The sequence below is a fragment of the Plantactinospora mayteni genome (assembly GCF_016862935.1).
Classification (GTDB): domain Bacteria; phylum Actinomycetota; class Actinomycetes; order Mycobacteriales; family Micromonosporaceae; genus Plantactinospora; species Plantactinospora mayteni.
The window spans coordinates 105,327-127,582 of the sequence record NZ_BONX01000031.1; the positions used below are offsets into that span (position 1 = coordinate 105,327).

The 22,256-nt window shown below is 71.0% G+C and carries 19 protein-coding genes; 10 read left to right on the plus strand and 9 right to left on the minus strand.

What is annotated here, in order from left to right:
- Positions 1 to 13 precede the first annotated feature (13 nt).
- The 4 genes from rplI to rpsF form a co-directional block, all read right to left on the minus strand.
- Positions 14 to 463: a 50S ribosomal protein L9 gene (gene rplI / locus Pma05_RS22725; RefSeq protein WP_203859470.1), complete on the minus strand. Its 450-nt coding sequence runs from the start codon at positions 461 to 463 to the stop codon at positions 14 to 16.
- Between the two features lie 14 nt (positions 464 to 477).
- Positions 478 to 717: a 30S ribosomal protein S18 gene (gene rpsR, locus Pma05_RS22730; protein ID WP_007073789.1), complete on the minus strand. Its 240-nt coding sequence runs from the start codon at positions 715 to 717 to the stop codon at positions 478 to 480.
- 44 nt (positions 718 to 761) lie between these two features.
- Positions 762 to 1,316, minus strand: coding sequence for a single-stranded DNA-binding protein (locus Pma05_RS22735; protein WP_203859471.1), 555 nt, complete (start codon positions 1,314 to 1,316; stop codon positions 762 to 764).
- Positions 1,317 to 1,389: 73 nt separating this feature from the next.
- Entirely contained in the window at positions 1,390 to 1,680 is a 291-nt protein-coding gene (gene rpsF, locus Pma05_RS22740) for a 30S ribosomal protein S6 (RefSeq protein WP_101368798.1), read from the minus strand.
- Positions 1,681 to 2,723: 1,043 nt separating this feature from the next.
- Between rpsF and Pma05_RS22745 the strand changes: the two genes are divergently transcribed.
- Positions 2,724 to 3,503, plus strand: coding sequence for a deoxyribonuclease IV (locus Pma05_RS22745; RefSeq protein ID WP_203859472.1), 780 nt, complete (start codon positions 2,724 to 2,726; stop codon positions 3,501 to 3,503).
- 13 nt (positions 3,504 to 3,516) lie between these two features.
- Positions 3,517 to 5,760 carry a hypothetical protein gene (locus tag Pma05_RS22750; protein WP_203859473.1) on the plus strand — a complete coding sequence of 748 codons (2,244 nt, stop codon included), beginning with the start codon at positions 3,517 to 3,519 and terminating at the stop codon, positions 5,758 to 5,760.
- Positions 5,761 to 5,803: 43 nt separating this feature from the next.
- Here Pma05_RS22750 and Pma05_RS22755 read toward each other — a convergent pair whose 3' ends face one another.
- The 3 genes from Pma05_RS22755 to Pma05_RS22765 all read right to left on the minus strand — a co-directional run bounded on the left by Pma05_RS22755 (position 5,804) and on the right by Pma05_RS22765 (position 11,006).
- Positions 5,804 to 7,306 carry a glycosyltransferase family 87 protein gene (locus tag Pma05_RS22755; protein ID WP_203859474.1) on the minus strand — a complete coding sequence of 501 codons (1,503 nt, stop codon included), beginning with the start codon at positions 7,304 to 7,306 and terminating at the stop codon, positions 5,804 to 5,806.
- 164 nt (positions 7,307 to 7,470) lie between these two features.
- Positions 7,471 to 10,338 carry a transglycosylase domain-containing protein gene (locus Pma05_RS22760; protein ID WP_203859475.1) on the minus strand — a complete coding sequence of 956 codons (2,868 nt, stop codon included), beginning with the start codon at positions 10,336 to 10,338 and terminating at the stop codon, positions 7,471 to 7,473.
- A 200-nt stretch (positions 10,339 to 10,538) separates the two neighbouring features.
- Entirely contained in the window at positions 10,539 to 11,006 is a 468-nt protein-coding gene (locus Pma05_RS22765) for a DUF5318 domain-containing protein (protein ID WP_203859476.1), read from the minus strand.
- Positions 11,007 to 11,205: 199 nt separating this feature from the next.
- On the opposite strand from Pma05_RS22765, the gene Pma05_RS22770 reads away from it, so the two are divergent.
- Positions 11,206 to 11,823 (plus strand): PadR family transcriptional regulator, encoded by a 618-nt coding sequence (locus Pma05_RS22770; protein WP_203859539.1) that lies wholly within the window; start codon positions 11,206 to 11,208, stop codon positions 11,821 to 11,823.
- Positions 11,824 to 11,873: 50 nt separating this feature from the next.
- Positions 11,874 to 12,953 (plus strand): inositol-3-phosphate synthase, encoded by a 1,080-nt coding sequence (locus Pma05_RS22775; RefSeq protein ID WP_203859477.1) that lies wholly within the window; start codon positions 11,874 to 11,876, stop codon positions 12,951 to 12,953.
- Between the two features lie 251 nt (positions 12,954 to 13,204).
- Here Pma05_RS22775 and Pma05_RS22780 read toward each other — a convergent pair whose 3' ends face one another.
- The gene (locus Pma05_RS22780; RefSeq protein ID WP_203859478.1) at positions 13,205 to 13,714 is read right to left on the minus strand and encodes a methylated-DNA--[protein]-cysteine S-methyltransferase; all 510 of its coding nucleotides are present in this window, start codon (positions 13,712 to 13,714) and stop codon (positions 13,205 to 13,207) included.
- Positions 13,715 to 13,881: 167 nt separating this feature from the next.
- Between Pma05_RS22780 and Pma05_RS22785 the strand changes: the two genes are divergently transcribed.
- The 6 genes from Pma05_RS22785 (at position 13,882) to Pma05_RS22810 (ending at position 21,082) form a co-directional block, all read left to right on the plus strand.
- Positions 13,882 to 14,460, plus strand: coding sequence for a TetR/AcrR family transcriptional regulator (locus Pma05_RS22785; protein WP_203859479.1), 579 nt, complete (start codon positions 13,882 to 13,884; stop codon positions 14,458 to 14,460).
- 50 nt (positions 14,461 to 14,510) lie between these two features.
- Complete coding sequence (locus tag Pma05_RS22790) at positions 14,511 to 16,706, plus strand: MMPL family transporter (protein ID WP_203859480.1); 2,196 nt, start codon at positions 14,511 to 14,513, stop codon at positions 16,704 to 16,706.
- Positions 16,707 to 16,851: 145 nt separating this feature from the next.
- Positions 16,852 to 17,376, plus strand: a complete 525-nt coding sequence (locus Pma05_RS22795) for a SigE family RNA polymerase sigma factor (RefSeq protein WP_203859481.1) — start codon at positions 16,852 to 16,854, stop codon at positions 17,374 to 17,376.
- 22 nt (positions 17,377 to 17,398) lie between these two features.
- Positions 17,399 to 18,607, plus strand: a complete 1,209-nt coding sequence (locus Pma05_RS22800) for a WD40 repeat domain-containing protein (protein ID WP_203859482.1) — start codon at positions 17,399 to 17,401, stop codon at positions 18,605 to 18,607.
- Between the two features lie 299 nt (positions 18,608 to 18,906).
- Positions 18,907 to 19,419, plus strand: a complete 513-nt coding sequence (locus tag Pma05_RS22805; protein ID WP_203859483.1) for an NfeD C-terminal domain-containing protein — start codon at positions 18,907 to 18,909, stop codon at positions 19,417 to 19,419.
- 133 nt (positions 19,420 to 19,552) lie between these two features.
- Positions 19,553 to 21,082 (plus strand): flotillin family protein, encoded by a 1,530-nt coding sequence (locus Pma05_RS22810; protein ID WP_203859484.1) that lies wholly within the window; start codon positions 19,553 to 19,555, stop codon positions 21,080 to 21,082.
- Positions 21,083 to 21,201: 119 nt separating this feature from the next.
- Here Pma05_RS22810 and Pma05_RS22815 read toward each other — a convergent pair whose 3' ends face one another.
- The gene (locus tag Pma05_RS22815) at positions 21,202 to 22,248 is read right to left on the minus strand and encodes a hypothetical protein (protein WP_203859485.1); all 1,047 of its coding nucleotides are present in this window, start codon (positions 22,246 to 22,248) and stop codon (positions 21,202 to 21,204) included.
- Positions 22,249 to 22,256: the final 8 nt, after the last annotated feature.

Genomic DNA, 22,256 nt, shown 5'->3' on the forward strand with positions numbered 1-22,256 from the left:
GTCGCCTGGCCGGCTACTTGCCCGGTACGACCTTCAGGTCGAACCGCGCGGTGACCTCCGGGTGCAGCTTGACCCGCACCTGGTGGCTGCCGATCGACTTGATGGCGCCCGGCAGTTCCAGCCGACGCCGGTCGAGGGACGGCCCACCGGCCGCCTTCACCGCGTCCACCACGTCGCCGGGGGTCACCGAGCCGAAGAGCCGCCCGCCGTTACCGGCGCGCGCGGTCAGGTTGACCTTGAGGCCCTCGATCTGGGCCTTCACCTCGTTGGCGTGACCGAGGTCCCGGATCTCCCGGGCCGCGCGGGCCCGCCGGATGACCGTGACCTGCTTCTCCGCGCCCTTGGTCCAGCTGATCGCGAAGCCCTGCGGCAGCAGGTAGTTACGGCCGTAGCCGTCCTTCACCTCGACGATGTCGCCGGGGCCGCCGAGGCCCGACACCTCCTGGGTCAGGATGATCTTCATGTCGGTGCCTCCTCTCAGCGGGCCGTGGCCGTGTATGGCAGCAGTGCCATCTCGCGGGCGTTCTTGACCGCACGTGCGATCTGCCGCTGCTGCTGGGAGGTGACCCCGGTCACCCGCCGAGCGCGGATCTTGCCGCGGTCGGAGATGAACTTGCGCAGCAGCGCCGTGTCCTTGTAGTCGATGTAGGTGATCCCGTCCTTGTCGAGCGGGTTCACCTTCTTCTTCGGCTTGCGCAGTGCCGCAGCCTTTGCCATTGCTCTTGCTCCTGGTTTGCGATCCCGGGTGCTCCGCACCCGAATCAGAACGGGGGCTCGTCGTCGAAGTTGCCGCCGCCCGAACCGGACGAACGCGAGGAGGCCGGAGCCGCCGTGGCCCACGGGTCGTCGAAGTTGCCTCCGCCACCACCCTGGCCGCCGCCGCCACCGCCACCGCCACCGCCACCGGAGGCGCCGAACCCGCCGCCGCCGGAGCGCGACATCTTCTGCACCTTCGCCGTGGCATACCGCAGCGACGGGCCGATCTCGTCGACCTCCAGCTCGATGACGGTGCGCTTCTCGCCCTCACGGGTCTCGTAGGACCGCTGCCGGAGCCGGCCCGACACGATCACCCGAGCACCGCGCTGCAACGACTCGGCGACGTGCTCGGCTGCCTGGCGCCACACGGTGCACGCGAGGAAGAGCGGCTCGCCGTCCTTCCACTCGTTCGTCGTCCGGTCCATGAACCGGGGCGTCGAGGCGACCCGGAACTTGGCGACCGCAGCGCCGGACGGGGTGAAACGCAACTCGGGGTCGTCGGTCAGGTTGCCGATGACCGTGATGGTGGTATCTCCTGCCATGACCATCTCCTCGCGCACTCATCAGTCCCTGAAGACTGCCAGAGCAGTACGACAGGGCGGATGAGGCTGATCCGGGCGTGCCGGAAACGCGTCAGCGCGTCTCCGGCCGGATGACCTTGGTGCGCAGCACGGACTCGTTGAGTCGGAGCTGCCGGTCCAGCTCGGCCACCGCCGCAGGCGTCGCCTGTAGGTCGATGACGGCGTAGATTCCCTCGGCCTTCTTGTCGATCTCGAACGCGAGGCGCCGACGACCCCACACGTCGAGCTTCTCCACCGAGCCACCCGCGGTCCGGATCACGTTGAGGTACGTGTCGAGCGACGGGGCGACGGTGCGCTCCTCGAGGCTTGGGTCGAGGATGACCATGATCTCGTAATGACGCAAGACGTGCTCACCTCCTCTGGGCTAGCGGCCACGGTCCTTCCGTGGCAGGAGGTCATGCGTCGTTGCCGCGCGGTCTCGGGAGGGATCCCGTCGCGCTCACGGACAACCTGAGCAGGATACCCGGTCCACCGGCGTCGGGCGTCGTCGGACCCCGTCCCCGGACCGGCACCCAAGAGCCTCCTCCGGTCACGGCGACCGGAGGAGGCTCTTGGACGTAGAGCCGCGGGGCGCATCCCGTCCGCATTCTTTGGGTGGGACCTGGGGAGGAACGACCACACCGATGAGTTGGACGGAAGGCGCCCCGCGGAGCCTATTGTATTGTCATCTTACGCGATAACAGTCTGTGTTGTGCGTTGAGCGAGAATTGCCCGAATTGCTCCTGCCGAGACGCCGACCACACAGACTGTGGCCACCAGCGCCAGCAGCGATACCTGCCCGGCGGGCCGGACCGGGTCGACCGGACGTACCTGGACGGCGGCAGCCCCGCCGAGTCGGTCGGGCGGCGGAGGGTAGCTGCCCGGCGCCGCGTCCTGCGGCGCCCTGGCGCTCCGTGGGCCGGCCACATCGGGACCATGCGGCACCGACCCCACCTCGACTCGCCCGACCGACCCGGCGAGGAAAACCCGGACCGGCGTTTCACCGGCCCCGGAGAGTGAATCTTTCTCAACCTCCCCTTGCGGTCCGGCGGACCGTAGGGTCGGAGGCGGTGCGTGAGCGCCGCGCCATTCAGGTTGAAAAAGGTTCAGTGGTCCCGACACCTCGACCGCGACGCCCGACAGCAGCGGCGGTGCGCCCGCGACAAGCGCGGCGACCGCCACGGTGGCTCGGCGGCGACGGAGCGACAGGGCCACGTCTTCCCTCTTCCGGCACAATTCGTGGATCGATCCGGCCCGGACGCCGGGCGAACGGATCTCACCTGGAGAAACGATCCATCCGCCGCGCGGTGACGCGTACCGCCCGGAGACCGTACGGCGCCGACCGGCCGGCCCGGAGGGGTACGCCCGTCCCCGCCCGACCGGCCGGCGCGACGTAGGCTCGCCTTCATGCGTATCGGAGCCCATGTCGACCCCACGGATCCGTTGGACGAGGCGGCCCTCCGGAAAGCGGACGCGGTCCAGTTCTTCCTCGCCGATCCACAGAAGGACTGGAACACCCCGCAGCCACGGGCCGACGCGGCCAGGCTGCGCGAATCCGAGGTGGACATCTACATCCACGCGCCGTACGTCATCAACCTCGCCACCACCAACAACCGGATCCGCATCCCCAGCCGGAAGCTGTTGCTCGGGCACGCCACCGCCGCCGCCGCGGTCGGTGCCAAGGGCCTGATCGTGCACGGCGGGCACGTGAACGCGGGCGACGACATCGCCAGGGGCTTCGACAACTGGCGCAAAGCGTTCGCCCAGGCCGCCGAGTCCGGCGGGCACGACGTCCCTGTGCTGATCGAGAACACGGCCGGCGGCGACAACGCCTGCGCCCGCCGGTTCGACAACCTGGCCCGGCTCTGGGACGCGGTGGGGGAATACGACGTGGGCTTCTGTCTGGACACCTGCCACGCGCACGCGGGCGGCGAGGACCTGCTGGACATCGTCGACCGGGTACTGGCGATCACCGGCCGGATCGACCTGATCCACGCCAACGGCTCCAAGGACGCCTTCGGCTCCGGCCGGGACCGCCACGAGAACCTGGCCAGCGGCACCATCGATCCGCAACTGGTGGTGGCGGTGGTCCGGGCGGCCGGCGCGCCGGTCATCGTCGAGACACCTGGCGGGGTCGACGGCCAGGCCACGGATATCGGCTATCTCCGCGACCACGTAGGCCGGTAGGGGCGAGGACCCGATGTCGACGGACCAGTCCAACGCCAACGAGACCACCCGGTCCAGCGCGCCGACCGGCACCGCCGCCCCGGACCCGACCCCGGACGCCGCGGCCACGACCGGGCCGGCGGCCACGCCGGCCGCATCGGGTGCCCCCACCAGCTCGGATTCCGGCGCCACCGGCCCGGGACCGAGCGCGGACCGGACCGAGACCTCCGACCCGGTGCCGGCCGGCAAGACCGACACCGGGCCCGAGCAGCCGCCGGAGTCCGGCAGCGCCGGAGGCGACGACGCCGAGGGCGGCAAGACCGAGGGCGGCGAGGGCGGGCCGGCGAAGGACGGGGCGGCGAAGGACGGCCCGGAGCAGAACGGCAAGGACGGCGGCCCGGAGCAGAACGGCAAGGACGGGAAGGACGGCGGCGCGGAGCAGGAGAGCGGCAAGGACGGGAAGGACAAGGCGGCCGGTGACGCGAAGCCGGCGAAGCCCGCCGACCCGTTCGCCGCGTTCGCGCCGGCTCCCGAGGTGGTACCGGGGCGGGCCCGACGGATCGGCCGGGCGGTCGGTCGTCGGCTGGTACACGAGTGGACCCTGGCCGGACTCGGCGCGCTGGCCCTGGCGGTCCTGATGACCTGGCCGACCCTGCGCTATCCACGGCACACCCTGCCGCAGGACACCTGGGACCCGACGCTACAGGCCTGGCAGGTCGCCTGGTCCGGGCACATCCTGCTGACCAAGCCGGCCCAGCTCTGGCAGAGCAACGCCTTCTTCCCGGAGACCTGGACCTTCGCCTTCTCCGACACGCTGCTCGGGTACGCCCCGGCGGGCATGATCGGTCAGGGCCCGGAGGCGGCGATCCTCCGCTACAACATCCTCTTCGTGCTGGCCCACGCGCTCGCCACGGTCGGGGCGTACGCGCTGGTGCGGCAGCTCGGGGCGGGACGGATCGGCGCCGTGGTGGCGGGGATCAGCTTCGCGTACGCGCCGTGGCTGCTCGGCCAGGCCGGCCACCTGCACGTACTCTCCAACGGCGGCATCCCGCTCGCGCTGGCCATGCTGGCACGGGGACACGGCTGGTCGCTGCGGCACGGCTACCGCCCCGAACGTCGACGTTCCGGCTGGGCGTTCGCCGGCTGGCTGGTCGCCGCCTGGCAGCTCAGCCTCGGCTTCGGCATCGGCCTCGTCTTCGCGTACGTGCTGGGTCTGATCGCGGTCGTGGTGCTGCTGGGCTGGCTGGTCCGGCGGATCCTGCGCCGGCCACGGCAGCAGTGGTTCGGGTTCCGGCTGTTGCTGGCCGACTTCTGGGGCGGCGCGGTCTTCGCGGCGACCGGTGCCCTGCTGGCGATCCCGTACTTCAAGGTCGCCGAGTTGCACCCGGGCGCCCGGCGCACCGCCGAGGAGCTACAGAACTACTCCCCGCCGCCGGGTGGGTTCCTCACCGCACCGCCGGAGTCGCTGATCTGGGGCGACCTGCACGAGCCGGTCCGGTCCGGGTTGCCCGGGCTGCCGGAGACCACCCTGCTGCCGGGGTACGTCCTCTTCGCGCTCGCCCTGGCCGGCCTCTTCCTCTCGATCTGGACGGTACGCCAGCGCCTGGCGCTGCTGGCGGCCGTACTCGCCGCCGGGGTGCTGGCGATGGGCAGCCGGTTCTTCGGCGGCACCTGGACCTATCTCCCGCTCTTCGAGCACCTGCCCGGCTGGGAAGCCCTGCGTACGCCGGGCCGGCTGATGATCTGGGTCACCCTGCTGCTCGGCGTCCTCGCCGCCGGCTCGGTCAGCGCGTACACGGAACGGGCCCGGCAGATCTCGGCCGCCGAACGGGTGCCGCCCCGCCCCGGGCCGTTCCTCCGGCTGGTCACGCTGCTGCCGATCGTGCTGGTACTGGCCGAGGGACTCAACACCACACCGCACCCGGTGGTACCGGTGCAGCCGGTGTCGATGCGGGTCGCCAACGGCCCGATCCTCGTGCTCCCGTCGGACCAGAAGACCGACCAGAACGTGATGCTCTGGTCGACCAGCCGGTTCCAGGACATCGTCAACGGCGGCAGCGGGTTCACCCCGGACCGGCTCGCCGAGGTACGCGAGGCCACCGCGAACTTCCCCGACCAGGCGAGCATCGACTTCCTGCGCAACATGGGCGTACGTACGGTGATCGTGCTCCGGGACCGGGTGGCCGGTACCCCGTTGCAGGCCACCGTCGACCTGCCGGTCGACACCCTGGGGATCAGCCGGGAGGACGTTGGGGAAACGATCGTCTACCGGCTCTGACATCCCCGCCGCCCGTCGGCGGTTCCGGCTCCCGCCGGGCGGGTCAGGTCGTGGCCGGCACCGGTTCGACCGGTGCCGGCCGGCCGCGGAGTCGGGAGAGCCAGGAGGCGTCCGGGGCGCCGTCGTAGATCCCGCCGTCGGGGTCGTCGAGGTAGGTGCTCCGGACCGGGTCGCCCTCGGGCCGCAGGATGTCCCGGACGACCAGCACGCAGAGCAGCACGACCGTGCTCAGCCGCAGCGTGGCGGCGAGCACGAAGACGCCCTCCGGGACGACCTGCTTGCCGCCGGCCAGGAGCAGTTCGCCGTAGAACGCGACGAAGTAGCCGACCTCGGCGAACTGCCAGGCGAGGAAGGCACCCCAGCGCGGTCGGGCCAGCACCAGCAGCGGCAGCAGCCAGAGGTTGAACTGCTGCGACCACACCTTGCTGAAGATCAGGAACGCCGCGACCATCAGGAAGACCAGCGCGGCCAGCCGGGGCCGACGCTTGGCGAACAGCGCCAGCGCGCCGATGGCGAGGAACGCGACGGTGATCAGGGCGTACGACAGGGTGTTCAGGGTCGGGATGTTGTCGCTGAGCCACTGGAACGGCCCCTGGTCGCCGGGGCTGCCACTGTTCCACTTGCCGTCCAGGTAGCGGCCGATATACCAGAGCGTGCCCCAGTCGACCGCCCGCTCGCTGTTCAGGTCGAAGAAGCGTCGCCAGTTGTCCGGATAGAGGATCGCGACCGGTAGGTTCACCGCCACGATGGTGACGATGGCCGAGCCGATCGTCACCAGCATCTCCTTCACCCGTGCGGTACGCAGCCCGAGCAGGAAGAGCGGCCAGAGCACGAAGAGCGGCCAGAGTTTCGCGGAGGTGGCCAGCCCGAGCAGGATCCCGGCGGCCAGGGGTTGTCGTTTCGCCCAGGCGTACATGCCGATCGCGGCCAGCCCGATGGCGAGCAGGTCCCAGTTGACGGTGGCGGTGACCAGCAGCGCGGGGGAGAGCGCGAACATCGCCGCGTCCCACGGTCGGCGGCGGCGCAGCGCCAGGATCATCGCCACGGTGGCCACCGCGAGCGCCCCGAGGACCAGCGCGTTGAGGTTGTAGAACCACTGCGCCTGGTTGATCTCGGGCCGGTCCACCCCGATGTTGTGCACCGGCAGACCGAGCGCGCCCATGAAGTATCCGGTGACCACCGGGTATTCCACCGGGTGGTCCCGGTAGGGGACCTTGCCCTCGTTGAGCCCCTCGGCGTAGTAGAGGGCGAGCACGTCGGTATAGCAGAACCGGGTGTACTGGATGTTGTTCTGCCAGGCGCCGTCCTGGCAGGGCGACTTCTGCACCCAGTGCAGCGCCAGGGTGAGGCAGGTCAGCGCCAGCACGATCCGGGCGGCCGTCCAGAACCGGCCGCTGGCCTGGGTGCCCCGGCGTTCGACGCCGCTGGCGTGTGCGCCGATCGGGCCGCCGATGGCCTCGGAGAGCCCTCGGACGAAGCCGTCCGACCGGGAGGGGTGGTCGGCCTTCTCAGGTTCGTCGATGCCAGCCGGCGACTGCGCGCTCATGAACAGGCATCCTGCCGTACCGGGCCGGGTTACGTCCGGCCCGGTCCACCCGTGTCGGCGGATGGCGTCGAAAACGCGGCCGGCGGCCGGGTCGTGGGACCCGGCCGCCGACCGAATAAATCGATGATTCTCAGTGCCCTGAGGTCACGGGCGCGGGTCGGCGGCTAGCCGCCACCGCCGCCTCGACCGTTTCCGCCGCCACCGCCGTCGTCCGGCGGAAGGTCCGGATCACCACCAGTACCGGGGTCACCACCGGCCGGCGGGCAGATCAGCGGGGGCGGGTTCGGCCCCTGGCAGATGGGGTTGCCCCCGCCGTTGTTGCCGCCGCCGTTGTTGCCGCCGCCCTGATCCGGGAAGGTCGGCGGAGGCAGCTCCTTCTTCTTGCCGTTGCCGGCCTCCTTGTCACCGATGTCCTTGGAGTCCGGCAGGGACATCGCCGTCTTGCCGGCAAGGGCCTTGCTCATGTACTGCTGCCAGATCTCGGCCGGCAGTCCGCTACCGCCGATGTTGCCGCCATCCTTGGTCTTGATCTCGGGCTTCTTCGAGTCCTTGCTGCCCACCCAGACCGCGGTGGCGTACTGCGGGGTGTAGCCGACCATCCAGGCATGGGCGTTGAACTCGGTCTTGGCGTATTCCCAGGTGCCGGTCTTGCCGGCCTCTTCGCGGCCCTCGATGTTGCCGTTGTTCTCCTTGGGAATGTTCTTCAGCACCGAGGTGACCTCGTCGGCCACGTCCTTCCGGATCCGCTGCTTCGGATCGGCCTTGGCGCCGCCGATCTTCTTCCACTGACCCGTCTCCGGGTCCTGCTGCTCGATCAACTCGATGAAGTGGGCCTTGTTGTAGACCCCGCCGTTGGCGAGCGTGGCCAGCCCGTTGGCGTGGTCGAGCACGGTGATCGGGTACTGCCCGTACGCCACCACGTTGAAGAACGGGTCCGGCGCCAACTCCTCCGGCTTCTCCTTGGCGAGGTCGTGCCACTTCGGCGGGATGTCCTTGGTCTCCCACATGGTCCGGACGCCGGCCTGCCGAGCCATCGACAGCACCTTGTCCGCGCCGATCTTCTCGGTCACGTGGTAGAAGGGCACGTTGTACGACTTGATCGTGGATTCCTTGAGCGTGCAGGACTGGTCACAGGTCCTACGCACGTCCCGACCGGCGTTCTGCACCCTGATCTCGGTGTCCTTGACGGTGAACGGCCGGGCATCCCAGATCGAGTCGATCGAGATACCCGCCTCGATCGCGGCGGCCAGGGTGTAGACCTTGAAACTCGAGCCCGGCGGGTGCCCACCGCTCACGACCCCGTCGTTGGTGTTCAGGCCGGCGTAGTCGTAGTCCGCCCCGCTGTCGCCGCCGTAGTAGGCCAGCACCTTGCCGGTCTTCGGCTCGACCGAGACCAGCGCGGCCATCAGGTTCTTGGGCTCGTCGTAAATCGGCGAGCCCTTCTTGCGCTGGGCCGCGTTCTCGGCCTCCTTCTGGAGCTTCCAGTCGATGGTGGTCGTGATCTTGTAACCACGGTCCCGGAGCGCCGTGGAGCAGTCGAGCTTGCCGGCCGTCGGCGCGCCGAGGGTGCAGAGGCCGCGCTCCGCCATCTCAGCCTTGACGTAGTTGACCACGTTGCCGCGCGGGGTCTTCACCCCGAATGCCTCGTTGGCGCTCTTGCGGGGCAGCACCTTCGGATAGGTGAGCTTGGCCCGCTCCTCTGCCGACAGCCACGTCTTCTCGACCATGCCGTTGAGGACGTAATCCCAGCGGCCCTTGGCCTCCTCGAGGTTGTCCGCCGGGTCGAAGCCCTTGTGCCCGGTGGCCTCGTCGATCTGCGGCTGCTTGATCACCGCCGCCAGCACCGCGCCCTCGGCCACGTTGAGCTTGCTCGCCGACTTGCCGAAGTAGGTCTGCGCCGCGATCTCGATGCCGTACGCACCCCGACCGAAGTAGATCGTGTTGAGGTAGTGCTGCATGATCTCGTCTTTGTCGAACTGGTCGTTCAGCTTGGAGGCGAGGATCGCTTCCTTGACCTTGCGCTGGTAGCTGTCGTCCTTGAGGTTCTCGTACGCGTTCCGGGCGTACTGCTGGGTGATGGTCGAGGCACCCTGCTTGCTACCGCCGGTGAAGTTGTTCCAGGCGGCCCGGGCGATACCTGCGTAGTCGATACCGTCGTGCGTGTAGAAGTTGCGGTCCTCGGCCGAGGCGACCGCACGCTGTACGTGCTGCGGGATCTGCTTGCTCGTGACGATCTGCCGGTTCTCGTCGCCCAGCTTGGCGACGACGTCCTTCTTGTTGGCGGCGTAGATCGTGGTCGACAGCGGCAGTTCGAGTTGGTCCGGCATCGGGACGCTTGTCGAATACCAGGTCGCGGCGACCACGCCGCCGCCGGCCAGCATGATGAAGACCGCGAAGGCCGCGATCAGCATGTTGACCCGCTTGCGCTTCTTGGCCCGCTTCTGCGCCGCCGGGTCGAGGTCACCCGAGCCCCGACGACCCCGGCGGCCACCGGGTCCGTTCGGGTCGTCCGGTCCACCCGGACCGGCCGGCGAGACGGGCACCACGGCCCGGCCCACCCGGGCCCGGCCGGCAGCGCCATTCGCGCCACCACCGCTGACCGAGGCCGTGCCGACGCTGGCCCGGCCGGCTCCGTAGCCACCACCGGAGCCGGGCGCGTCGGGAACCGAGGCGCTGCCGACGCCGGCCCGGCCACCGACCCGGGCCCGCCCGGGGGAGGCCGAGCCGACCGAGGCGGAACCGGAGGCGGGCGACACGGGCGCGGCCCAGCCGCCGTCGGCGGAGGCCCGCCCCGGCGGTGTGGCCCGGCCGGACGAGGCCCGGCCGCTGACGCTGGCCCGGGCCGACGTGCCGCCGGCCCGGCCGTGGTTGGCGGGCCAGCCGCCCCGGTCACCGTCGGACGAGCGGCTAGCGGCTCCCGGATCGTCCCGGGACGGGCGCTGGTATGGATCGTCCGCTGCTCCGTGGTCGCCGTTCGCGCCCGGGTACTGGGCCCGACCGCGCGCGGAACTAGGATCGCCGTACGAGTTCATTCGTCACACCCTGCCGGTCGCGGTGATGGCCATGCGCGCCACCACCGGGTTGCCGTGAGTTGGAACACGCTCCACCCGGTATCGGAGATGCCGATCTACGGATGGTGCGACATCGGAAAAAACCGGACTTATCCGGTTTGCGAGATAAGACTCGTCCCGTCGGCGGGGGAAGATCCCGCAGGCCGGGGAACGAGTCGTGGTCACCGGCGCGCCTCACGCCTTCGTCTGACCGAGGTGCCCGTCGACACGGCCACGGCCGCACCGGCGACCGGCTCGGCGGCACCGACGCTGTCGTCGGCGGACAGGCCGTCCCGGCCGAGCAGGAACTGCTCGACGAGATGGTTCCAGTCGCAGCCGCGGCACACCTCCACCACGTACACCTGGAACTCACGCAGGGTCATCGCCAGCACCGACAACTCCGCTCGGGTGCGGGCCTGACCGGCCGACTGCTTGAGTTCATCGCCGTAAATGTAGTGGACGTGGGTCAGATTTTCTCGCCGGCAGACCGGACAGAGCGTCTCGGTCGGCTCGCCGTGGAACCGGGCAGCGTTCTTGAGGTAGGGCGAGGCGTCGCACACCTCGTGCGTCCCCACCCGGCCCGAATGCACCTCACGCAGCACCGCTCGCTTCTGTAGCGAGTAGTCGACGACCTGGCGCTGCGAACGCATGGGCAGAAGAGTACTGGGTCCGGCCGGACGAGGCGACCACCGTCACTTACTGTAATCGAGCCCGTGGCGTAGCGGAGTTTGCCTCGACGCGTCGGAGGGTCTACGGTGCGATGTATCGGGCCGATACATCGGCCTGGTGAATGGGCTCCCAACGGCGGGAAGCCACTGGGGTCCGGCGGAGACACTGAGAGGGGTGCTCGTGTTCGAGCTCGCCATCCTCGGTCTCCTACAGGAGTCCCCGATGCACGGCTACGAACTCCGCAAGGAGCTCACCGCCAAGCTCGGGGCGATCCGGGCGGCGATCAGCTACGGCTCGCTCTATCCGACCCTGCGTCGGTTGCAGGCGGCCGGCTGGATCACCGAGGCGGCCGAGACACCGGCCACCGCGGAGGAGATCCCGGCGCTGACCAGCCGTCGAGGCCGGGTCGTCTACAAAATCACCGCGGAGGGCAAGGAACGGTTCGCTGAACTGATCGCCCAGACCGGTCCAGAGAGTTACGAGGACACCGGGTTCGGGGTGCATTTCGCATTCTTCGCCCGTACCGACCGAGCGACCCGACTCCGGATCCTGGAGGGCCGGCGCCGCAAGGTGGAGGAGCGCCGCGAGGGCCTGCGCGACGTGTTGGGCCGAGCGGCCGAACGGCTCGACGCGTACACGCTCGAACTTCAGCGTCACGGCCTCGACGCCTGTGAGCGCGAGGTCCGCTGGTTGGAGGAGCTCATCGCCAACGAGCGCTCCGGCCGGACCCCGGATGGGTCCACCCCGGGCACCGCCCCGGGTCCGTCAGAAGAGAACATCCCGCCTCCGCCTGGGTAGTCCAGGAATGAGTCGGAACGGCCGTGATGAACACAAAGGAGGCAAACGCGATGGGCTCCGTCCGCGTCGCCATCGTCGGTGTGGGTAACTGCGCCTCGTCCCTGGTCCAGGGCGTCGAGTACTACCGCAATGCCGACCCCAACGACCGCGTCCCGGGTCTCATGCACGTCACCTTCGGCGAGTACCACGTCTCCGACGTGGAGTTCGTCGCGGCGTTCGATGTTGACGCCAAGAAGGTGGGCATGGACCTCGCGGAGGCGATCGTCGCCAGCGAGAACAACACCATCAAGCTCTGCGACGTGGCGCCGACCGGCGTGCTCGTGCAGCGCGGTCCGACCCTGGACGGGCTGGGCCAGTACTACCGGGAGATCGTCGAGGAGTCCGACCGCGAACCGGCCGACGTCGTCGCGGCGCTGCGCGAGGCCCGGGTCGACGTGGTGGTCTGCTACCTGCCGGTCGGCTCCGAGGAGGCCGCGAAGTTCTACGCCACGGCCGCGATCGAGGCGGGCTGCGCCTTCGTGAACGCGCTGCCGGTCTTCATCGCCTCCGACCCCGCCTGGGCGCAGAAGTTCGTCGACGCCGGGCTGCCGATCGTCGGTGACGACATCAAGAGCCAGGTCGGCGCGACCATCGTGCACCGGGCGCTGGCGAAGCTCTTCGAGGACCGGGGTGTCGAGCTGCTCCGCACGTACCAGCTCAACTTCGGCGGCAACATGGACTTCATGAACATGCTGGAGCGCAGCCGCCTGGTCTCCAAGAAGATCTCCAAGACCCAGTCGGTGACCTCGCAGATCCCGCACGAGATCAACAAGGGTGACGTACACATCGGACCGTCGGACCACGTGCCGTGGCTGGACGACCGCAAGTGGGCGTACATCCGGCTGGAGGGGCGCTCCTTCGGCGACGTACCGCTGAACGCGGAACTGAAGCTGGAGGTCTGGGACTCGCCGAACTCGGCCGGCGTCATCATCGACGCGGTCCGGGCCGCGAAGATCGCCCTCGACCGGGGCATCGGCGGACCGATCCTCTCGGCGTCGAGCTACTTCATGAAGTCGCCGCCCGAGCAGTACGCCGACCACGACGCCCACCAGGCCGTCGAGAACTTCATCGCCGGCACCATCGAGCGCTGACGACGACGCTCGGCAGGCGGGGTCGGACCGGAGAGGGTCCGGCCCCGCCTTCTGTTTCCCGGCCGGCTTGCGTCGTTACCGCCGGCGTGCTCGCCTGGACCGGCATCGTGCGGTGGCACCTAAATATAGAGTGCGGTGGCACCTATATAGGGCGGGCACGGGTATGGCGCGGTCGAGCCGTTGGCGGCGCGGCCATATCCGGACACCGCCGCGGTGATCGCCGCCGACGGCCACCCCACCGCCAGCCGGGATCAGGCCCAGGCGCGCTCGAAGGCGACCCGCGCCTCCAACTCCAGCAACTGGCGCTTGCGGGGCAGGCCGCCGCCGAAGCCGACCAGCTTGCCGCCGGCACCGACGATCCGGTGACAGGGCACGATCACCGGGATCGGGTTGCGGTTGCAGGCCACCCCGACCGCCCGGGCCGCAGCGGGATCGCCGACCGCCGCCGCCACCTCGCCGTAGGTGCGTGTCTCGCCGTACGGGATCTTCGACATCTCGGTCCAGACCGCCCGCTCGAACTCCGAACCCCGGCGCACCGAGAGCGGCACGGCGAACTCCGTCAACTCCCCGGCGAAGTACGCCCGAAGCTGCTCGACCGCCGTCGTCAGCCGGGCGGCGTCCTGGCCCTGGCCGGGTGGGCCGGGCAGGGCGGTGGCGGGCAGCGCCCCTTCCACCGGCCCGAAGTGCACGCCACAGACGCCGACGTCGTCGACTCCGACGGAAAGCTCCCCGATCGGGGAGTCGAGCACGATCCAGCGCATCCCGCCATTCTCTCCCCCGCGCCCACCCAGGCGCACGGTGCCGCCCGCGCCCGGCTGGCTGGCCCGACCCCCGGATCCCGATCCGAGAGTGGCTCAGGTCACATCCTGACCGATCGGTCAACTCTCTGACCGATCGGTCAGGCATGCTCGAATCCGGAGGTGTGGCGATGGCACGCAGCAACAGCCGGACCCGGGACGAGATCCTGGTCGTCGCGGCCCGGCAGTTCGCCCGGATGGGCTTCAAGGGCACCTCGCTGCACGACATCGCGGTCGAGGTGGGCTGTTCGAAGGCCACCCTGCTGTACCACTTCGACAGCAAGGAGGCGATCCTGCTGGCCCTGGTCGCGCCCGCCGCCCGGGACCTGGCCGCCCTCGACGCCCGGCTCGACGGGCTCGCCGCGGACGAGGCCCGGGAGACCGCCGTCGACGGCTTCCTCGACCTCGTGCTCACCTACCGGCGGGAGGTCGCGCTGATCTACGACGACCCGGCGCACCTGCTCGAACAGCCGGCATTCGCCGACCTCGCCCCCGTCACCGCCCGCCTGGTCGACGCCGTCGCCGGGCGTTCCACCGACCCGGCCGACCGGATCGCCGCCGAGGTACTGCTCGCCGGCATCTCGGCGGTCGTCATCGAGCACACCGACGACGACGAGGCCGACCTCCGCTCGGCGCTCCTCCGGGTGGCCCGCCGCGCGCTGCGCCCCGAGGCCGGCGTACCCGCCGTGGACCTCCGCGCGCAGCCCTGAACGCACACCGGTCCCACCACCACACCCGATCCTCGACCGAAGGAACCGACATGGCGACCCTCCTCTACCGACTAGGCCGGGCATCGTTCCGGCGCCGCCGGCTCGTGGTGGTCCTCTGGCTCGTCCTGCTGGCCGCGCTCGGCGGGGCAGCGGTGGCGTTCATGGGCCCGACCTCGACCAACTTCTCGATCCCGGGTACCGAGTCGCAGCGGGCGATCGACGCGCTGAAGCGGGAGTTCCCCGAGGCGAGCGGCGCGACCGGCACCATCGTGGTGGCCGCGCCCGAAGGCCAGCAACTCGGCACCCCGGACCGCCGGGCGGCAGTGACCGAGCTGGTACGCGAGGCCGGCACCCTGCCCGGTGTGGTCGGCGCGCTCGACCCGTTCACCACCGGGGCGCTCTCCCAGGACGGCCGGCACGCGCTCGTGCAGGTCCAGTTCGCCGAGCAGGCCGACGAGATCACCGAGGCGCAGCGCGAGGCGTACGAGCACAGCGGCTCGGCCGCGACGGCGGCGGGGCTGCGGGTGGAACACGGTGGCGAGGTGATGTCCAGCGTGCCCGAGGTGGGCGGCACCGAGGGCATCGGCGTACTGATCGCGCTGGTCGTACTGGTCGTGACGCTCGGTTCACTGGTCGCGGCCGGGATGACGATGCTGAACGCACTGATCGGGGTCGGCGCCGGAATGGCCGGCCTCTACGCGCTCAGCAACGCCATCGAGCTGACCAGCACCGCACCCGTACTCGCCCTGATGCTCGGCCTCGCGGTCGGGATCGACTACTCACTCTTCATCACCTCGCGCTACCGGCAGAACCTGCTGGAGGGGTTGGAACCGGAGGAGGCGGCCGGGCGGGCGATCGGCACGGCCGGCTCGGCGGTGCTCTTCGCCGGGGTCACCGTGGTCATCGCGCTCGCCGGGCTGGCCGTGGTCAGCATTCCGTTCCTGACGATCATGGGACTCGCCGCCGCCGGCACCGTCGCGGTCGCCGTACTCGTGGCGTTGACGCTGCTGCCCGCGCTGCTCGGCTTCGCCGGCCGGCGGATCCTGCCGCGCCGGCTGCGGCGCACCGCGACCGGCGCGGAGCCGGCCGCCGGCGCCGAGGGGTTCGGGTTCCGCTGGGCCCGGCTGGTCATCCGGCTGCGGGTACCGCTGATCCTGGTCGCCGTGCTCGGGCTCGGGGCGCTCGCGCTGCCCGCCGCCGACATGCGGGTCGCGCTGCCGGACCACGGCACCGCCCCGCAGGGAACGCCGCAGCGCGAGGCCGCCGACCTGATCACCGAGGGGTTCGGGCCCGGGTTCAACAACCGACTCGCGCTGGTGGTCTCCAGCGACTCGCCCGAACGGACCGGCACGGTCGCCCAGGAGGTGACCGCCGTACTCCAGGGCACCGAGAACCTGCTCGCGGTCAGCCCGCCGAACCTGAGCCGGGATCGGCTGACCGCGCTGCTGGCGGTGATCCCGACGACCGGTCCGACCGACCCGGCGACCGAAACCCTGGTGCACCAGATCCGGGAGAAGGTCGCCCCGATCGACGGGACCGCCGGCACCGAGGTGGCGCTGACCGGCCAGACGGCGGTCGGGATCGACGTCTCGGAGAAGCTCGCCGACGCGATGCCGTGGTATCTGCTGCTCGTGGTGGGCCTGTCGGTACTGCTGCTGATGCTGGTGTTCCGGTCCCTGCTGGTACCGCTGAAGGCGGCGCTGGGCTTCCTGCTCACCGTCGGGGCCACCTTCGGGCTCACCGTACTGGTCTTCCAGCAGGGTCACCTCAGTGAGCTGGTCGGGCTGGACACCCCGGGACCGCTGGTCAGCTTCCTGCCGATCCTGCTGATCGGCATCCTGTTCGGCCTGGCCATGGACTACGAGGTGTTCCTGGTCTCCCGGATGCGGGAGGACTTCGTGCACGGCGACACCCCGACCCAGGCCACCATCAACGGCATGGGGCACGGTGCCCGGGTGGTGACCGCCGCCGCGCTCATCATGACCTCGGTCTTCGCCGGCTTCGTACTGCTCGACGACCCGGTGATCAAGTCGATGGGCTTCGCCCTCGCCATCGGGGTGGCGATCGACGCGTTCGTGGTCCGGATGACGATCGTGCCGGCGGTGATCTCGCTGCTCGGCCGGAGCGCCTGGTGGCTGCCGGGCTGGCTGTCGAAGCTGCTGCCCAACGTCGACATCGAGGGCGAACGCCTGCGCCAGCACCTCGCCACCGACCCCGAACCCGCACGGGTCCCCGCCGGGGTCTGAGCAACGCCCGATCGTGGGCTGTTACTCCCCCTCTGGGGGTAGTAGCAGCCCAGGATCCGTTTGCGGAAGCCAGCCCGCGGCCGGGGAGGGGGAGGGAGGCAAACTTTTCTCGGTCCCTGGCGTCTGAGGGGGCGGGAGGTGTGCCGTGGGTCGGGCGTCCGAGCGGGAATTCACCGCGTTCGTGCACGAGCGGGGCGATGTGCTGCTCCGCGTCGCCCAGGCACTCGCCGGTGACCGCTACGCCGCCGAGGACCTGTTGCAGAACGCGCTGGCGAAGGCGTACGCCCGGTGGCCCCGGATCCGGGGCGACGCGGAGCCGTACGTCCGGCAGATCCTCTACCACGACCAGGTCTCGGTCTGGCGGCGGCGCGGGCGGCGGGCCGAGGTGCCGCATGCCGAGGTGCCGGAACCACCCGCCGCCGACACCCAGCACGACCACGACACGGCGGTCCGGATGATGCTCCGGGACGCGCTGATGATGCTGCCACCCCGACAGCGGGCGGTACTGGTGCTGCGCTATCTGGAGGACCAGACGGTGGAGCAGACCGCCGCCGCGCTCGGCTGCCGCCCCGGCACCGTGGCCAGCCAGGCATCCCGGGCACTGAGCAAACTCCGCGAACTCGTGCCGGAGTTCGCGGAGCTGACCCAACGGGCGGAGGCGCTGCGATGAGCGAGCGCGCGGAGGTACTGCGATGAGCGAGCGCGCGGATCGGCTGCTGCGGGAGGCCGTGGCCGAGTTGGCCGGTACCCCGCACCAGCCGCCGGACTTCGCGGCCACCGCCGTCGTCCAGGGGCGGCGGATGCGCCGACGCCGGCAGACGATCGCGGCGGCAGCGGCGATCGTCGCGGTCGGTGCGATCGTGGCACCGTACGTCTGGCTCCGGCCCGACCCGCAGCCACCGGCCGAGGCGATCGGCGGGCCACCGGCGGCGACCACTCCGGCGGTCACGCCGACGGGTGCGCCGTCCCCCCGGCCCACGCCCTCGGACGCCTGGCCCAACGGGCCGGTGGAGCTGCCCGGCGATGCCCTGGTGCTCAGCGCGGGCTCGACCAGACAAGGGGGCCCGACCTGGGCTTACGACGCCACCCGGCGCCGCTATGTCAGCATCCCGGCGATCTACACCTCGGTCCGGATGGCTCCGCACCGCCCGGTGGCCGCGGTACGCCGCACCGACCGACCGACCGACGTCGGGCTGTACGACCTGGCGACCGGCAAGCCGGAGTGGTTTCGGACCGACGGCGTCGTCACGGCCATGGAGTGGTCGCCGGACGGAAGCCGACTGCTGGCCACCGTCCAGGACAAGAAGAGCGCGATCTACTCGATCGGACTGCTCATCCCCGACGACGGACCCATCCGGTACCACCCGGTAAAGACGCGTCCAATGACCTGCACCGCTCTCTGCCGCTTCACCTGGCTGCCGAACGGCCGGGAGGTGGCACTGCCGCAGGCCGACCCCGTCGTCGACCGTCCGGGGTCAGACGCGTCCCGTCGATCCGGGCTGCAACTCTTCACCGCCGACGACGGCACGCCGACCCGGTTCCTGCCGGTCCAGGGCGACGTCTCCAGTTCGGCGGCGTGGTCTCCTGACGGCTCGCTGGTGGTGGTCTCCTCGTGGTCGGGGTCATCGGCCCCGGGCACCCCGGGCCCGCCGGCCAGCGGGAAGCCGACCGCGCAGCTCGTCTCGGCGCAGACCGGGGAGGTGGTACGGCAACTTCCGAGCGCCGACGTAACGTGGGTCACGTCCGGCCAGTTCCTCTATCTGGAAACGGTCCAGCCCGGCCGGCTCACCGCGGTGCTGGTCGATTCGACCGGTGTCGAGCAGGAGCGGGCCGAACTCCCGCGCGAACTGCTCAGGAGCGACGACGTCACGGTCGCGGGCATCACGGTCGCGGGCAGGTGATCGTCGGGTAACGATCCGGTACGCAGCACGCCGGAACCGGGAAGTTTTGCCCCCATTCGGGACTGCGAACGGCTAGTGTCGCACGGACGTCCGGCCGGGGTGGGTGCGGTGAACCAGGCCCCGATCCGCTGCCCACCGGCCGGCGTCCGAGCCTTCCCGACCGGGGGTCCAAGCCGTCCCGATCGGGGACCGCCGCATCGGATCCGGCGCCTCCGACCGACACCGTCCAATCTGGATTCACCTGCCGGGACGCAGGCACGGTCAACTCACGGGTTGCCCGGGCAGGTTACCTTTCAGTCGTGGCAGCGGGGACTCTGATCTTCCTCATCATCGGCGGCGCCGGAGTCGCGGTGCTGGTGCTCGCCCTGCTCGGCACCGAGTTGGCGCACATCGGCAACCCGAACATCGACGGCCCGATCAGCCTGGAGACGATCGCCGGGTTCGCCGGCGTACTCGGCTTCGGCGGGGCCATCGCCAACGAGGTACTCGGCGGGCGTACCCTCGGCCAGGTCGTCGCCGCCGCTGGCCTGGGCGCGCTGGCGGCGCTGCCGGCCGGCTGGCTCGCGGCCCGGCTCTCCCGGGCGGCCCGCAACATGCGGACCGACGCCACCCCGACCCGCAACGACCTGGTCGGGGCCCTCGGGGTGGTGGTCACCCCGATCCCCGACGCCGGCTATGGCGAGGTGCGGGTCCGGGTGGGTGGCCAGCCGGTGAAACTCAACGCCCGAGCCGAGCGACCGATAGCGCTCGGCGCGCAGATCTTCGTCGTCGAGGCGCTGACCGAAACCAGCGTCCTCGTCGAGACCTACTGACCCCGGGCCGGTCCGCCCGCCGAGCGCCACCGCCCGGACACCGGCGCCACCCACCCGGTACACCCGTCCACCACCCACGAACCCCGACAGTCGACCGCGCACGTCAAACCCCCAATCCGAAACGGACGGTGCAATGCTGATCCTCATCGCCATCGGCGGAGCAGTGCTCCTGGCCCTCATCCTCGTCATGTTCGTGCTCTCCCGGATCAAGGTCGCCGGGCCGAACGAGGCATTCATCGTCACCGGCCGCAAGGGCCGTACGACGCAGAGCGCCGACGGCAGCCGCTCCACCGACATGTCCGGGCAGAAGGTCGTACTCGGCGCCTCGGTCTTCGTCCTGCCGGTGGTGCAGAAGCTCCAGTCGCTCGACCTGTCCAGCCGGCGGATCGACGTCAGCATCAAGGGCGCGGTCAGCAAGCAGGGCATCCGGGCCGAGCTGCACGGCGTCGCGATCGTCAAGGTCGGCGGTACCGAGGACGCGATCCGCGCGGCGGCGCAGCGGTTCCTGCACCAGCAGGACGAGATCGAGAGCTTCACCCGCGAGGTACTGGCCGGTGCGCTCCGCTCGATCGTCGGCCGGCTCACCGTCGAGGAGATCATCCGGGACCGGGCGGCCTTCGCCAGCGCGGTCGCCGAGGAGGCCGAGCACTCGATGACCAACCAGGGTCTGGTGCTCGACACCTTCCAACTCCAGGACATCCTGGCCGAGGGCTCCTACCTCCAGGACCTCGGCCGGCCCGAGGCGGCCCGGGTGCTCAAGGACGCGGCCATCGCCGAGGCGCGGGCCCGGCAGGTCGCCGAGACGGAGCGGCTGCTCGCCGAGGAGGCGATCGCCGAGGCGAACCGGAACCTGGCGCTGAAGCAGGCCGGCATCCAGGCCGAGATCGACGCGGCCAAGGCCAAGTCCGCCGCCGCCGGCCCGCTGGCCCAGGCCGAGCGGGACCAGGCGATCCTGACCGAGCAGCAGAAGGTCGCCGAGCGCAACGCCGAGCTGAAGCAGCGCCAGCTCGACACCGAGGTCCGCAAGCCGGCCGACGCGGCCCGGTACAAGGTGGAGCAGGAGGCCGAGGCGTCCCGCAACGCGGCGGTGCTGGGCGCCGACGCCGAGCGGCAAGCCACCATCGCCGCCGCACAGGCGCACGCCGAGCAGGCCCGACTGACCGGTGAGGGCGAGCGGGCCCGCCGGGCGGCCCTGGCCGAGGCGAACGCGATCGAGGGTGCCAAGGAGGGTGAGGCCGAGCAGCGCCGGCGTACCGCGATCGCGGACGCGGTCGAGCGGGAGGGCCAGGCGGAGGCCGCGGCGATCCTCGCCCGGGGCCAGGCCGAGGCCGAGGCGATGTCCCGCAAGGCCGAGGCCTTCGCGTCGTACGGCGAGGCCGCCGTGCTCGACCTGCTGGTCAAGGTACTGCCGCAGGTGGTCGAGGCGGCGAGCGCTCCGGTCGGCGCGATCGACAAGATCACGGTGATCTCGACCGACGGCGCCTCCTCGCTGACCAAGTCGGTGGCGGCCAACGTGGCCCAGGGCCTCCAGCTCGGCAGCGACCTGACCGGGGTCGACCTGACCGGGCTGCTCGCCCGGCTCGGCGCGGCCCGGGGCGGCGCCGACCAGGTCGTCGACGGCACGCTGACCAACGGCGGCAAGGCGGTCGAGCCGACGAGCTGACCCGAGGACGTTCCACCCGCGGCCCGGCCCCGGAGTTGCCGCTCCGGTGCCGGGCCGCCTGCCGTCCCCGGCGGGGAGTCTCGCGCGGCCGTTCGTTCCGGCAGGGCGGGGCGGGGTTGCTACTGGAGGTCGAGCAGGAACGGCGTACCGGGGCAGGTGGGGCAGACGAAGATCCGGAGCGAGCCCCACCGTCCGACGGTCACGCCCGTGGGGCCCGGCGCGTACCGGTCCGGCGGCTCGTCGTCCGGCCGGGGCCGTTCGACCGGGCGCCACCGGTCCCGCGTGCCGCCGTCGTACTCGCTGGAGGCGACGACCAGGGCCAGCGCCGTCGGGCCGGCGCACTCCGGGCACGGGGTCGGGATCAGGTCGGTGAGGCTCCAGTTGGCGTACCCGCCGACCTTCCAGCCCGGCGCCATGAAGGTGGCGACGTAGTCGGCGCCGGACTCCTGCTCCCAGTCGTCCACCCGGGCGCGCAGCTCGGCGGGGAGTTCGTCCGGAAAGGGGTACTCGACGACCTGCTCCGGGAAGACCCGGCACGACCTCGGCAGGTATCCCTCGTTACCGACCTCGCCGGATGGCGGCGGCCCGGGGCGTACCCGGGTCAGCCCGGCCTCCCGCCGCCAGTGCAGCCGTACGGTCGGGCCCCAGAGGCGGTCCTGCTCGTGTTCGAACGGGCACCAGAGCACCTGCAACAGGTCGGCACCGCCCGGCCGGGGCAGGTCCGGTACGTCGTCCGCCCGCAACTGCGCCAGCACCGTCATCGGGTTCGGCACCGGGTGCGGTCGGGGCCGGTAGCGGTGCCCGAGCACCCGACCGCCGCCCTCGGAGCCCCAGCCGGTGAAGCCGTCCCCCACCAGCCGGCGGATCTCGTCGTGCAGCTCCCGTTCCCCGTCGGCGAGCACGTGCCGTGCGGTCCGCCGGGCCTCGGCCGCCCGCAACCGCTCGACCAACTCGACCGGGATCGGCACCTCCTCCCGCACCTGGTGCGGCGCGTCGCAGGTCGGCCACGGCTCGTCCGCCGGCCACCGCAGCGGCCCGCCGACGTGGCTGCCGGTCGCGGTCACCGGCCCCGGTCGCGGGTGCAGCCGGGTGGTGGTCCGGCCGACCGCCGCGAGCCCCGGAAACCGGTCCAGCAGGTTGGCCGGCAGTGCCGGCGTGGTGATCACGGTTCTGT

Bases quoted from the DNA above. Each gene is read 5' to 3' on its own strand.
- rplI (WP_203859470.1), bottom strand. From the start codon at position 463: ATGAAGATCATCCTGACCCAGGAGGTGTCGGGCCTCGGCGGCCCCGGC.
- rpsR (WP_007073789.1), bottom strand. From the start codon at position 717: ATGGCAAAGGCTGCGGCACTGCGCAAGCCGAAGAAGAAGGTGAACCCG.
- Pma05_RS22745 (WP_203859472.1), top strand. From the start codon at position 2,724: ATGCGTATCGGAGCCCATGTCGACCCCACGGATCCGTTGGACGAGGCG.
- Pma05_RS22750 (WP_203859473.1), top strand. From the start codon at position 3,517: ATGTCGACGGACCAGTCCAACGCCAACGAGACCACCCGGTCCAGCGCG.
- Pma05_RS22755 (WP_203859474.1), bottom strand. From the start codon at position 7,306: ATGAGCGCGCAGTCGCCGGCTGGCATCGACGAACCTGAGAAGGCCGAC.
- Pma05_RS22760 (WP_203859475.1), bottom strand. From the start codon at position 10,338: ATGAACTCGTACGGCGATCCTAGTTCCGCGCGCGGTCGGGCCCAGTAC.
- Pma05_RS22765 (WP_203859476.1), bottom strand. From the start codon at position 11,006: ATGCGTTCGCAGCGCCAGGTCGTCGACTACTCGCTACAGAAGCGAGCG.
- Pma05_RS22775 (WP_203859477.1), top strand. From the start codon at position 11,874: ATGGGCTCCGTCCGCGTCGCCATCGTCGGTGTGGGTAACTGCGCCTCG.
- Pma05_RS22780 (WP_203859478.1), bottom strand. From the start codon at position 13,714: ATGCGCTGGATCGTGCTCGACTCCCCGATCGGGGAGCTTTCCGTCGGA.
- Pma05_RS22785 (WP_203859479.1), top strand. From the start codon at position 13,882: ATGGCACGCAGCAACAGCCGGACCCGGGACGAGATCCTGGTCGTCGCG.
- Pma05_RS22790 (WP_203859480.1), top strand. From the start codon at position 14,511: ATGGCGACCCTCCTCTACCGACTAGGCCGGGCATCGTTCCGGCGCCGC.
- Pma05_RS22800 (WP_203859482.1), top strand. From the start codon at position 17,399: ATGAGCGAGCGCGCGGATCGGCTGCTGCGGGAGGCCGTGGCCGAGTTG.
- Pma05_RS22810 (WP_203859484.1), top strand. From the start codon at position 19,553: ATGCTGATCCTCATCGCCATCGGCGGAGCAGTGCTCCTGGCCCTCATC.